The following is a 12122-nucleotide window of genomic DNA, read 5'->3' on the forward strand; positions in this document are numbered from 1 at the left end:
CCCTTGTTTGCAGTTTGAAAATTATGTTTGCAGTTTCATTTGCAATTATTGTGGTTTTGAGACCCCCTTTATTTGCAATTAATGTGGTTTCAAAATCGCCTTGTTTGCAGTTTTATCGCTGGATGTTTGCAGTTCGCTACAGTTAGTAAAGCGATCGTCCTTAATGGCGTTAGGAACCACTAATATGTCATCTGGTTGAAGAATGGCATGGGAGCAAAAAGCCCAGTCTCTGGGTGTTTCCCTAGCTTTTAGTCCAACCTTAGATTTAAACCATTGGCGATCGGCATCAACTAAGCTAATTAAAGCTATTGGAGTCTTACAAATGTAAGCAGCAAGAGCAGTTAAGTCATCAAATGCTTCTTCAGGTAAGGTATCCAAAATATTGTAGCCCGCCAATACTTTGAGCCTTTCTACTTCATTCTTAGGTAGAGGAACAGCTTGCGTTTTCACAGATGAGTGTCTAAACCTTAGCCACGAAAGTCTGGTACGCTGGAAATTTTGCAACAATCGCAGGACTACCTTTCCAGCATAAAGGCTGCGTGATAGAAACATCTCTGCAACGAAAATCAACATTCGGTTGAATATACAGAAATATTGTATTATGTGATGTTCTTCATGGCTTTGGTTTGCTCTATTGTTCATGTCACCCTAACTTTCACTGTGCAAATTCCCTGAGTATTTAGATGCTTACAAGGTTTTTGCCCAAAGCCAGGTTGAAAATAATCAATATAAACTAAAAATTATCAAAACTTATTATACTGTCAAATTCCTAGTTAAAAGTTGATTTTTTGATACTACTATTTTATGTATATCCACATAAACTCCGAGGAACTGCTTCCAACTCTCGAAAGGTTAAAGGGGATCTAAAAATGCTTAAAGTCACAGCGAAACACTTTTAAAACAAGCTTTAAGGGAACTTAAAAGCTGGCTTTAAATATCTTGCGATTACTAACTATTTTTTTCTTTGGACGAATAAGAAGTGGTTTACAGAAAATCCAAGTGAACCACTTCTTATTTATCTAAAGTCGAATAAAAAAGTAAGAAATTATGAGTGTTCCAAATGTTCCTAATTGGAAATAATTTCAAAAGTGAACCTACGCTCCTAACGAACGATCAAGCCTGACAACATACACCGCTTACGCGAATTTAGAAGATGAGGAGTAGGGAGTTATCCCGTCCTGTTACCAAAAATGGCATATCCCTTTGTGAAACTCTATAGCGATGCCTGCGGTGTTCTCGTTGCGATCACTCTGTCAAAACTTAATAAAATAAGTATTTGTTGGTAGGCTTTGGGGGATTCCTGAATTTGTAGACAAATCATTAACTTTACCTGTTTTGATCACAGCAAACTTACTATTAAATAGCAAGACTTCACCATTACCAGGCGTTATCCAAGCTTTGCGACTCTTGAGATCATTCGGAAAAACTAAAAAACTTGCATCGCCACGGTAAGGTGGAATCAGTTTACCTAAAAATGTTTGGCTATCTCTATTGGGAATTGCGTAAGCAGCACTAGAACCAACAAAAATATCAGTGCCATTTGAGTAAATAGTTTTAGGGAAATTGCTATTGCCATCTCCCAATCCTCCTGTTGAAGGAAGTCTTGTAATACTTAGTTGCCCGCGTTCAACAGAGAATGAGGTTAAATCAACAACTCCTGTGTAAACTTTTGTCTCATCACGAGTTTGGGCAGCATTAGTATATTTATCTGTAGTAATCAAAGTTTCTGTTAAGAGGTCTTTACCATTCCACCTAAAGATTGAATTACCCCCATAGACAGAACCAAGTACGTAGAGTTTATCCCCAGAAATGTGTAATTTGTTGAGTCGGGTATCTGCCATGTTGTCAACAAGACTGGCAGGACTGTAACCCCAAAGCTTACCTTGGTTCTTTCCTAGCAAATTTGGCAAGCCAAATATACTTGTGCCATTAAAACCCATTCGGTAAAGAAAAGCAATTTGTACTGGAATGCCTGACCGCTTTTGTTGCTGAAAACCACTAACGTAGAGATACTTATTTTTGTACTCAAAATCCATTACCTCTGTTACTTCAAAGCTACGTTTAGCTTTGAAGTTGAGGCTGGTATCATATATTGATAGAGTATTTACAGACTGGTGAACAATCAAGCCATCTAAAAACTTAACTCTTGTTCTTGATGATACAGGGCTGTTAACTATTTTTTGGGTAGTTCCATCAGTTTTTATTTTTACTAATCCTGTTGGAACAGCGAGAACATAAGTCTTACCGTCAATAGCTACACAGTCACGAGCATCCTGATAAGAGTTTGGAATTAGTTTTTTCCTCCCATCAGCTTCTACTTCCCATACACCCTCAGTATTAATAACTGCAACTTTGCTGCCGTTGACACAAGCCGCTATTGGAGATGCAATATTAAGATATGTGGCGATCGCGGGGCTAGAATAACTAAACATTGTTATCTCTCTATCTTTTTATTGTTGTTTGATTTAACCTCACATCACTATAGGCCACGTAATAAAAAGCTTCCATAATCTGTACCTGGTTTCTACAGATCATCTCAAAACTACCTTCACTTCCATAAACCTTTTGCTCCCACTTGCCGCCCATTCTACCAAACGCACTGCTTCCAGTCGGCTTTGTCCCTAATCTGACTTTTCCCGTTAAGTCTCTTTTGCAAGCTGCCAGCCCTCACAGAGGGAGATTTAGCTTTTAAAATCCGAAGCTCAAGGGGATTAAGAATCTCAATGGCAGGGGCGGAAGGCTGGGTGCGGTGTAGATAAGTTAACTGCAAAAGCTCAACAGCAATTACGCTCAAAAAACCAATTAAGGTCTTCATACCTTCAGCAGCAAGTCTGTATCTTTCTACCTGAGAGCCTGACTTGAAAATTTTGTGATCCTCTTCTACTCTCCAACGGTAAGAATACCAACGTAAAATTGTAGAAGCTGTTTGGATATCTGCGACAACTTCTGTGGTTAGCAACATCCATTCTATAGGGGTTTCACCTTCTGGGCAATCAAATTCCGTGGCATAAACGAACGGCGTATACCAGTAGAGGCTCACGGTTATCAAAACGATAGGGGGTACGAAGATTGACACAACAAAAACGTACAGCTAGCTTTGCTTTACGGGCAAAACGCTTGCCTGTCTGAGGTAATGCAACTTCCTGTGGCAGACTGATAGGTTGTGCTTCTAATTTAGACCAGAGCCGTTCACTGTCAGAATCTAAACTGCGGTTATCAGGTCTTTATATCTGTTTTAGAAGACAGATACTAAATTAATTCCAACTTGTGAAGTTTGGGAATTGTATACTTTATTATATATTATTGACTGGATACTATTTATGAGTTCTATAACTCTTCACGAAATCTTACTATGAAATTAATGCTGAAAGACTACTTTAACCCAAATCAAGCGCGAATTTTCACTGTTTTGATTTTGACTGGAATTTTATCTGTTGCTAGTGATTTAACATTTATCAAAGGTGCTACGGGCGCTACTCGAAACTTATCGCTAGAAACAAGCAATAAAGTTCTAAATGACAAAGAAAACTGGATTTATCATACCAATAGTAACGAGCGATCGCTACGTTTAGCTTCGGCAAACACTCCCTCAAATAATCGGTCAAATAAATTACCCGCATCTGTAAGAAATGCTGTTTTGCAAGCCGCCTCCAAACGTTTGCAACAGCCAATTTCTCAGCTAACAATCATTGAGTTTCAACAGCAAACTTGGAAAGATGGCTGTTTAGAATTAGCTAATGCTGATGAATTCTGTACCCAAGCTTTGGTACCAGGTTGGCGGGTGGTTGTAGGCATTGGTGAACAAACCTTGGTTTATCATACCAATCAAACAGGTTCCGCACTCAGGCTAAATGAAAAGGCTAGCTCAATTCCGCTGGCCCCTGTGAAAATTCCAGTCAGCCAGTTACCACCACCATTAGCTGGACATGTAGTATTTCGGCAAATTTCCAGTGGTGGTATTACTGGCAGAACTTACGAGACTGTTTTACTCAAAGATGGACAACTAATTCGGGTGCGGATTGGTGATGCTAATGATTCTGAGCGTAGTGTTCGCCGCGTTTCTGTGCAACGGGTGCAACAATTTGTGCGATCGCTAGAACGTTTTAAATTTAGTAAATTCAAAAATCTGAGTTACCCAGCTCCTAGCGGTGCTGCTGATTATATCGGCTACACTCTTACCAGTCAAGAGGGTACAGTTGAGTACAACGATATTTCTCGAAATAACCTGCCAAAGAATTTACAAGCAGCAGTCAAAGCCTGGAATGATCTCATAGCCAGCGCCCAATAATAAGGGACTGGCAAATAAAAAAATATTCCATCCCTGCGGGACTCTACGCGTAGCAAGATCCCCAAACGGTAAGCTTTTAGGGCAGGGGAGGAAAAATCGTTTTGATTCCAAAAATTGGATAATTTATTTTTTGAAGTTCCCATAAACTTCAGCGATCGTTTCGATTGTAAGCGATTACAATCGAAACGATCGCTATTTATGCTGATTGTTGATAATTGGATGATGTTTTTAGCAAATGATAAAAAGGTTTGTCAAGTGGTGTGTTGAGTTTGCTTCTTGGTTGAATATTCGCCAAAACAGAAAATCTCTTTTGTTTACCGTTATAGGTATCTTGAGTGTAGTTGCTACGGTGATGCTATCGTTCCCCTTGAACGCTCAAATTAATCTGCCGCGAACGCCAGCATCTGAGTTAAGGGGGGTGTGGTTAACAAATATTGATAGTGATGTATTATTTGAGCGCGATCGCCTCAAGGGATCTTTGCAACGCCTTGACGAACTCAATTTTAACACCATATATCCGGCGGTTTGGAATTGGGGATATACATTGTATCCTAGCAAAGTTGCAGCCAAAGTTATTGGGCGATCGCTCGATCCCACGCCAGGACTCAAAGGGCGAGATATCCTCAAAGAAATTGTCGATGTGGGACATCAAAAAGGGTTAACAGTGATTCCCTGGTTTGAATTTGGCTTCATGGCACCAGCAGATTCTCTATTAGCTAAAAATCGTCCCCAATGGCTCACTAGTAAGAGTGATGGAACTCGGATTCTCAAAGAAGGGACACATAATCGCGTTTGGCTAAATCCCTTTCGCCCAGAAGTACAACAGTTTATCCAAGATTTAATCGTTGAAATTGTCAGAAACTACAATGTTGATGGTATTCAATTTGATGACCATTTTGGCTTACCATCAGAATTAGGATACGATGCTTATACAGTGGCACTTTACAAGAAAGAACACCGTGGGAAAGCTCCCTCTAAAAACTTCAAAGATCCAGAATGGGTGCGCTGGAGAGCTAACAAAATCACCGGGTTCATGAAGCGGGTGTTTACAGCCATTAAAGCTACTAAAAAAAATTGCCTGGTTTCTGTTGCTCCTAATCCTCAACGTTTTTCCTACGACTTCTTTTTAGCAGACTGGCAGAAATGGGAAAGGATGGGAATTATTGAAGACTTAGTTTTGCAGATATACCGTGATGATTTGAATGTTTTTGTTAGGGAATTAGATTATCCAGAAGTGAAAGCGGCAAAGAGGCATATTCCTGTGAGTGTGGGCATTTTGGCTGGGTTGAAAAACCGATCTATACCGATGCAGCAGATTGAAACACAAGTGCAAAAAGTACGCGATCGCAATTTTGCCGGAGTCTCTTTCTTTTTCTATGAAACCCTCTGGAACATGAGCAAAGAAAAGCCTCAAGAGCGTCAAACTGCCTTCCAGAAAATTTTCCCCACACCAACGGCTTACCCCAATTTGCTAGCAGGCTGGAAACCATAAGAAAGGATGAAGGATGAAAGTTAATACTTTATCCTTCACACTTCTACTCGTCAATCAGACTGCTCCGGTTTTGCGCTCAATCCCCGTTACAAAACTGAATTACGAATTACGAATTACGAATTACGAATTATTTTAACTAGCTTGCTGTCCAAACCGTGTCTGTAAATCAGCCTCCGCTTCCTCAATTGTCATCGGAACCTGTTTTGGAGATTGAGCGCGTCTTCTGTCGATGTAGATATGGAATGCTTCATCGTCGTTGCGATGCTCCAAAATATAAGTTTTTAGCTGCTCTAAAGGCATTTGTTGAAAGTTAGGTTTTGTCATAACCAAAGAATTTCTCTAGTTGGTGTTACCTCAGCTTCGATTGAATTATTCGCCAAGATATAAACATTTTTGGTGCGCTCGTCTAATCTTACAAGGTCTATTCCTTTATAAACTCTGGTAAGTTGAGCGCACACCCGAATTGCGGATATTGCTTGTTTGGGTGTAGGCTCCATAAACACTATCCTATTCCCAAACGCCCAGCCAAACCGGGAGTTAAGGGTAGAAGCGTGGTAATCATCAAGAATAGAGCCAAAAGCCCTAAAGCGGCTCTAGCATCATCGGGTTCAGTGACTTCATTCAAGCTGGGGCGTTCTTGATCCCGTTGCAAGAAGAAAATCACGATCGCCCAGTACATGGCAAGAGTGTTACCGAGAGACACTAGCGCTAGTAAAATTAAAGTTGCTACTGTTGCTCGTCCTGCGGTTTTGCGTCCATAAATCGCCTGAACAATGCGCCCACCATCGAGTTGTCCGGCTGGCATTAAGTTCAAAGCGTTAATTACTAACCCCAGCCAACCAATTATCACTAAGGGATGAACACTTACCAGGGATGACTGCAACGCCGAACCGAGGACAACTCGCGCCAAACTTCCCACCAAAATCGACCCTTGGAAAAACTGATTTGGCAATTGAAATAAACTACCTGGGCGGGAAAGCACCAAGCCCGTCACCAGCATTAACAAAGAAACAATACCACCTGCGGCTGGCCCTGCCAAGGCGATATCAAATAATACCTTGCGGTTGGGCAACAGAGATTCAAAGCGGGTAATTGCACCAAAGGAACCAATTTGCACAGCCGGCAGAAAGAAAGGCCAGCTAAGGCGGATTTGGTGACGCCGAGCAAGTAACCAATGACCGATTTCGTGAGCTACTAAAATTGCAAATATCCCAGCACCTATGGGCAAAGCTTCTTGAAACCGCCCTGGATTGTCAAAGAAATCAAAATTCAGCAATAATCCCGCAGCTTCTAAACTTGTGGCAATGGTCGCTATCAACAGAATACCTGCAAAAGCTTTTTGCGATAACAACATCGGCCGGGGATCATTGCGGCTGGGTAGGACGATTACCACTGGTTTGTCGTCTGTATTTTCCACTAAAAAGAGGCGATATTGATCGCCAAGGCGTTGCCGTAAACTTGCAGTTAAACGGTTGTGAGTCTCTTCTGGTTCTCCCCGCAAATTACCTTTGAAAATGGCTCCATCTTGGTAAGCGATCGTTTCTGTAGCAAAAAACGTATCGATACCGAAAATACCTTTAACTACATTCAAGTCTTCTTCTGGTATCGGTGGGATCTCCGGTTTCAATTCTGCTACTTTTGGTTGTGGGGAATTTGCTTCAAGCAAGGAAGCCGCAGCGAGTCTTTCTGTGGCGCGTTGCTTGAGGATGGCATCTTGCCCAGCTGCGCGTAACTGTCTGCCCAAGTAGACGTACAATCCGGCGGAAGTCACCACCAAGAATAATATACCCGCTATATTGATGTAAATCCCTGCGGCAAACAATCCAAAAAACAGGAGCCAGGGAGTCATCAACACCACCGACTGTAACCAGGCTAAGATTCCCAGTTTACCAAAAGGTCTGGCGCGATAAAAGCCCCAGCCCAAAATGCCTAAAGCTACCAGTAGGATTGCTGCCAGGATAGAAGTTTCTGATAAAGTAAACATCTCCAAACCTTTGCTATTGAGACTAAGCCAGAACAAGTCCGGTATTGCAGATACACTTATTAATGTATAACGCCGCCTGTAATCTGCCCAAATTATCCCCCTTTGAGTGGACATAGCCCAACCCAGACATTGGGGAAGTCGAACTTGCAATAGCTCTTATAGCAGATTTTGGCTTGATGCATTAGTAGGTTTTAAAGGTAAGAGAGCATTTATAAAGTAAATCAAAAGTTAGGGTGTGTTACGGCTTTCCTAACGCACCAGCTTTTGAGCAAGTGGAAAAAAGAGCGATCGCATAATATATCAATCGCTCTCTTACTCAATAATTAATTTGTTCAAACTGTATTTGAGCGAAGTAGTCTTCTAAGTCCAATAAAGAACTTCAGCATTTGGAAAGCGCCTACTAATCTCACTCTCAAAAAAGCTACGCAACGCCTTCATTGTGTCCTTCTCGTAAACGTACTTCGTCCCACCAAACTTATTACGCTTGACGCTGCGTTTTGCCTCATCCATCTCTAATTTTGATTGCGGATACCAAGTTTGTAACACTTCTTTTGACCCTGGTGTGAACCGATGCGAGATTAACTCAAAGGTAAGGTTACAGTCAAAATCCAGTGCCTCGTTTATCTGGTCAAACAAAGAACTATAGTGCATCTGCCAATCGTCTATCGGCATAATTGGCGCTATCACCAAGCCTACTGGATAACCGCCACCGCCACGCTCTTGTGGTAGCGCCAACCGTCGCAACGCATTCAGTCTGGATGCTACGGATGCTGTGCCACCTTCAAACTTACCAGAAATCGGTGCTGCATTAACACTTATCCGACAGCGAGTATGCCCATTGTGTGGTAATTCGAGCAATCCATCCACAGCATCGAACTTCGATACCCAACGTAGATGTGCATTGGTACGAGTGCCAAAGTAACGGATACATTCAGCAAGACTTCCAGTTAAATGCTCAATACCCAATGGATCTGTGTAACAGCTAACTTCATAACTTGTGGTTTTTCCCTGTTGCTCGTAGTTCGCTAAGTTCTCTAATATCTGCGGTAGGTTAGCAAAAACGCGAATGACAGGTGGCCCCGATAAACTACCCGCTAGGTAGCAGTATTGACAGTGAGCCGGACAACCTTCGGCAAGGTGAAACTGCCAATCCGCAGAAGGTGGGATTGGACTCAGCTTAAAAGAACTGGGTGGTGCAGTAACCACCGCTAAGGTACGCTTGGCGATGTTGTAAGTATCCCGCTCAGATTCACCGCGCAGTCCCTTCAGGCGGTTCTGTGATAGTTCTTCTATTGGTAAGTTGAGTGACTGCACACGTTTAAGAATCTGCTGCCCCCAATCTTCATCTAGGGCAGCAGGTGTAAACAGTACCCGTTCAGGTATCCACAACCTTGGTGATCTTGTTTGTGTATCTGATACTGAAACTTGGTCTGTAATGGTATTCAGCAATATCTTTCTCCGTTATTTAGTTTGCTGACTTCTGCAATTAATTTTCAAGGACTTGTTTAATTCGTCGTTCTAACAAATCAAGATCCAAACTACCTTCATCACGGTTAATTCGACGCACAGTAGAATTAACATTGGCTAAATTAACCAATAAATCTTGAAGAATTTCTTGCTGCTGACGGGCTTGGGTAACTTCGCGTGGTTCCTGTACCAAATCACGGATGATGGTATCTTCAGCGCGAGAGGCGATAATTGGATCGTTTTGCCCTTGAACGTGAACAAAGGTTCGTCGCCCAGGGCCTCGCTCCTCTTCTATTGGTATAACTGCTGTCACTTGGTCAGAACGCACATATTTACCAAATCCCAAATGGACTAGTTCTGATGAGAGGATTTTCATATAATTGAAGCGTTATTTTTATGTCTTACTTATATTGTAAAATCTAGAAAAGTGACTTGAAGCCATAGAGCATACGGGTTATACCCAATTCAAGGTAGTAGTTTCCTTGTACAGTTACGGCAATGCCATGTCCCTACCCAATACCTAATCAATTGATGACAAAATCAAATAAATTATGAGCCATTTCCAATTTAGAACAAGGTGCGATCGCTACTTGCCGTCCTTGATTATCTAAAAATATTGCTTGATTATTATCACTCCCAAAACCACTATCAGGTTGATCGATGGGATTGGCAACAATCGCATCTAATTTTTTACTCTGTAACTTTTCTAATGCTGGCTTGACAATATCTCCAGTTTGTGCTGCAAAACCAATTAATATTTGATGCGGCTGTTTAAGTTTTGCTAATTGGGCGACTATATCGGGTACAGGTTCCAGAGGTAAAGCTTGGGGGAGCGATCGCTTGGGTAATTTCTCTGTACTATAATCTCGTGGCTTCACATCTGCAACGGCTGCTGACATGACAATTACATCAGCGTTGGGTAAACATTCCAGCATGGCCTGCTGCATTTGCTCGGCACTAATAATAGGAATTGCTTGCACTCCTAATGGTACATCCCAATTAGCTGGGCCATGTACTAGGGTGACACTTGCCCCTCGGTGAAGTGCGGCTTGCGCTAAAGCTAATCCCATTTTACCTGTGGAAGGATTACCAATAAACCTTACTGGGTCAAGATACTCTCGCGTTCCCCCAGCGCTAATTAACACTCGTTTCCCTACTAAATCTCGTTTGCCTTGAGTGTGTAACAGCGATTGGATATGAGCCAAAATTTCTGGAGGTTCTGCTAATCTACCAGCACCGATGCGATCGCACGCTAATAATCCTGATGCTGTATTCATCCCATGATATCGGCTATCGATCAATAGCTGTTGCCAATTTCGCTGCACTGCTAACTGTTCCCACATATCCGTATTCATTGCGGGTGCTAACAGCACGGGACAAGTAGAAGCCAGCACGGTATTTGTGAGTAAATTATCCGCCATCCCGTAGGCTAGCTTTGCTAATGTATTAGCTGTTAAGGGGGCAATTACCATAACATCTGCCCATTCACCCAACTCAATATGCAAAGGACGAGAGTGAGTTGGTTGCCAAAAATCATCATCTGTGTAGGCGGGATGACGAGATAGGGTGGCTATTGTCAGAGGCGTGATAAATTCTTGCGCCGAACGGGTAAGGATAACTCGAACCTCCACCCCAGTTTTAAACAGCGTCGAAACTAGTGCACAAATTTTGTAGGCGGCGATACCGCCACCTACAGCAATTAGAACCTTGTTCAACTTTGGATTAGGCATGATAAAAAGTTAGGAGTAAGTAGTTACAAAAATTAGTACTAAATAGTTAGAACTCCTAACTCCTAACTCTCAACTACGCTTCATCGTAAGGTTCCAAATCTAAGAGGTAGATATAGGGTTCAACTAACTCTGGGCGCTGAAATGCGATCGCTCGCAATAAATGCCAATCATTTAAACCCTCAAAAGCATTACTATAATTATCTAGCTCCAGACGTGTAGCTAGTTCTTCTACTTCTGCCACAGTCATGGCAGCAATTTCTTTCCTGGAAATGCTTAGAGTTGTCATAATGCTCGCCCCTCCCTTATGCAGCACTCGCCTTCAGCATGGGTTAAGTTGCGCTGAACGCAGCCACCCAATATATATTACTCATTAGAAGTCATTAATTTCGTGAAAATTGTCAGAATTTGTACCAGAATTTATAAAAAATTCGTAATCCTGATTAAGGAATTGTATTTACAACAAAATTTCGTAGCACCTCTAACGTTTGTGGGTTTATTTCATGCCCCATGTCAAATTCGTGGTATTCTACCGGCACCTTTAGAGACTTGAGGGTTTCTCGTGCCTTCACAGCAGCTTGTAGGGGCACAACTTCATCATATCTCCCGTGGCTGATTAAAGTCGGTGGAATCCCTTTTTGGTCGGCGGTTACTGCATCAGGATGTAAATACCCACTCATGACAACTAAACCTGCTAGAGGCAACTTTGAGCCGACATCTAAAGTCATTGCCCCGCCTTGAGAAAATCCACTTAAAATGGTGCGTGATAAAGGTACGGCAGTGGTACTTTCTAAAGATTGCAAAAAATCTATTAGCAGTTGCCGACTTTCTGCCAATCCTTGATACATATTCTCCACCCGTAGGTCATACCATGCCCTCCCTACTGGAGAATAGGGATAAGGATAAGGTGCGTTGGGTAATACAAATTGGTAATTGGGTAAGTTGAGCAAGGGTAACAAAGATGCTACATCCTCAGCATTAGCACCCCAACCATGCAAGGTGACAATTAAGCCTGCGGGGGGTTGAGAATCTCTCTTAACGGTGATAGCTTGTAAAGACAGAGGTTTACTCCTAAAATTCTACTCTTCTAATAAATCCTATCTCTTCAAGCAGACTTAGTATTTAGTGGCATTTGCTGCTTACTCAAATAATGCCTACATCGTC

General features: G+C 42.1%; 12 protein-coding genes and 1 pseudogene. 2 read left to right on the forward strand and 11 right to left on the reverse strand.

The window, feature by feature from the left end:
* Positions 1 to 78 precede the first annotated feature (78 nt).
* The 3 genes and pseudogenes from VE944_RS08165 to VE944_RS08175 all read right to left on the reverse strand — a co-directional run.
* Complete coding sequence (locus VE944_RS08165; protein ID WP_324974936.1) at positions 79 to 642, reverse strand: hypothetical protein; 564 nt, start codon at positions 640 to 642, stop codon at positions 79 to 81.
* 611 nt (positions 643 to 1253) lie between these two features.
* Complete coding sequence (locus VE944_RS08170) at positions 1254 to 2432, reverse strand: hypothetical protein (protein ID WP_324974938.1); 1179 nt, start codon at positions 2430 to 2432, stop codon at positions 1254 to 1256.
* Between the two features lie 236 nt (positions 2433 to 2668).
* Positions 2669 to 3215 (reverse strand): annotated as a pseudogene (locus VE944_RS08175) (hypothetical protein); the annotation flags it as partial.
* A 137-nt stretch (positions 3216 to 3352) separates the two neighbouring features.
* On the opposite strand from VE944_RS08175, the gene VE944_RS08180 reads away from it, so the two are divergent.
* Both VE944_RS08180 and VE944_RS08185 read left to right on the forward strand, forming a co-directional pair.
* A complete protein-coding gene (locus VE944_RS08180; RefSeq protein ID WP_324974941.1) occupies positions 3353 to 4288 on the forward strand; it encodes a hypothetical protein in 936 nt (311 codons plus the stop codon).
* Between the two features lie 235 nt (positions 4289 to 4523).
* Positions 4524 to 5780, forward strand: a complete 1257-nt coding sequence (locus tag VE944_RS08185) for a glycoside hydrolase family 10-like protein (protein WP_324974944.1) — start codon at positions 4524 to 4526, stop codon at positions 5778 to 5780.
* Between the two features lie 132 nt (positions 5781 to 5912).
* Here the strand turns inward: VE944_RS08185 and VE944_RS08190 are convergent, their stop codons facing one another.
* The 8 genes from VE944_RS08190 to VE944_RS08225 all read right to left on the reverse strand — a co-directional run bounded on the left by VE944_RS08190 (position 5913) and on the right by VE944_RS08225 (position 12004).
* Positions 5913 to 6104 carry a DUF6887 family protein gene (locus VE944_RS08190; RefSeq protein WP_324974945.1) on the reverse strand — a complete coding sequence of 64 codons (192 nt, stop codon included), beginning with the start codon at positions 6102 to 6104 and terminating at the stop codon, positions 5913 to 5915.
* Positions 6101 to 6277 (reverse strand): DUF6888 family protein, encoded by a 177-nt coding sequence (locus VE944_RS08195; RefSeq protein WP_324974948.1) that lies wholly within the window; start codon positions 6275 to 6277, stop codon positions 6101 to 6103. Before VE944_RS08195 ends, VE944_RS08190 begins: the two co-directional genes overlap by 4 nt.
* 5 nt (positions 6278 to 6282) lie before the next feature.
* Entirely contained in the window at positions 6283 to 7764 is a 1482-nt protein-coding gene (locus VE944_RS08200) for a site-2 protease family protein (protein ID WP_324974963.1), read from the reverse strand.
* Between the two features lie 360 nt (positions 7765 to 8124).
* Positions 8125 to 9147: a spore photoproduct lyase family protein gene (locus tag VE944_RS08205; protein WP_324974966.1), complete on the reverse strand. Its 1023-nt coding sequence runs from the start codon at positions 9145 to 9147 to the stop codon at positions 8125 to 8127.
* A gap of 103 nt (positions 9148 to 9250) precedes the next feature.
* Positions 9251 to 9607, reverse strand: a complete 357-nt coding sequence (locus tag VE944_RS08210; protein WP_324974951.1) for a hypothetical protein — start codon at positions 9605 to 9607, stop codon at positions 9251 to 9253.
* Between the two features lie 148 nt (positions 9608 to 9755).
* Positions 9756 to 10961, reverse strand: coding sequence for a bifunctional phosphopantothenoylcysteine decarboxylase/phosphopantothenate--cysteine ligase CoaBC (gene coaBC, locus VE944_RS08215; RefSeq protein ID WP_324974953.1), 1206 nt, complete (start codon positions 10959 to 10961; stop codon positions 9756 to 9758).
* Between the two features lie 73 nt (positions 10962 to 11034).
* Positions 11035 to 11247 carry a protein IsiD gene (gene isiD, locus VE944_RS08220; protein WP_100897932.1) on the reverse strand — a complete coding sequence of 71 codons (213 nt, stop codon included), beginning with the start codon at positions 11245 to 11247 and terminating at the stop codon, positions 11035 to 11037.
* Between the two features lie 154 nt (positions 11248 to 11401).
* A complete protein-coding gene (locus VE944_RS08225) occupies positions 11402 to 12004 on the reverse strand; it encodes an alpha/beta hydrolase (RefSeq protein ID WP_324974969.1) in 603 nt (200 codons plus the stop codon).
* Between the last annotated feature and the right edge of the window lie 118 nt (positions 12005 to 12122).

The organism is Nostoc sp. (assembly GCF_035638895.1).
Taxonomy (GTDB): domain Bacteria; phylum Cyanobacteriota; class Cyanobacteriia; order Cyanobacteriales; family Nostocaceae; genus Nostoc.

Excerpts from the sequence above, each read along its gene's own strand:
- VE944_RS08165 (WP_324974936.1), bottom strand. The coding sequence starts at position 642 with ATGAACAATAGAGCAAACCAAAGCCATGAAGAACATCACATAATACAA.
- VE944_RS08170 (WP_324974938.1), bottom strand. The coding sequence starts at position 2,432 with ATGTTTAGTTATTCTAGCCCCGCGATCGCCACATATCTTAATATTGCA.
- VE944_RS08180 (WP_324974941.1), top strand. The coding sequence starts at position 3,353 with ATGAAATTAATGCTGAAAGACTACTTTAACCCAAATCAAGCGCGAATT.
- VE944_RS08185 (WP_324974944.1), top strand. The coding sequence starts at position 4,524 with ATGATAAAAAGGTTTGTCAAGTGGTGTGTTGAGTTTGCTTCTTGGTTG.
- VE944_RS08190 (WP_324974945.1), bottom strand. The coding sequence starts at position 6,104 with ATGACAAAACCTAACTTTCAACAAATGCCTTTAGAGCAGCTAAAAACT.
- VE944_RS08195 (WP_324974948.1), bottom strand. The coding sequence starts at position 6,277 with ATGGAGCCTACACCCAAACAAGCAATATCCGCAATTCGGGTGTGCGCT.
- VE944_RS08200 (WP_324974963.1), bottom strand. The coding sequence starts at position 7,764 with ATGTTTACTTTATCAGAAACTTCTATCCTGGCAGCAATCCTACTGGTA.
- VE944_RS08210 (WP_324974951.1), bottom strand. The coding sequence starts at position 9,607 with ATGAAAATCCTCTCATCAGAACTAGTCCATTTGGGATTTGGTAAATAT.
- coaBC (WP_324974953.1), bottom strand. The coding sequence starts at position 10,961 with ATGCCTAATCCAAAGTTGAACAAGGTTCTAATTGCTGTAGGTGGCGGT.
- isiD (WP_100897932.1), bottom strand. The coding sequence starts at position 11,247 with ATGACAACTCTAAGCATTTCCAGGAAAGAAATTGCTGCCATGACTGTG.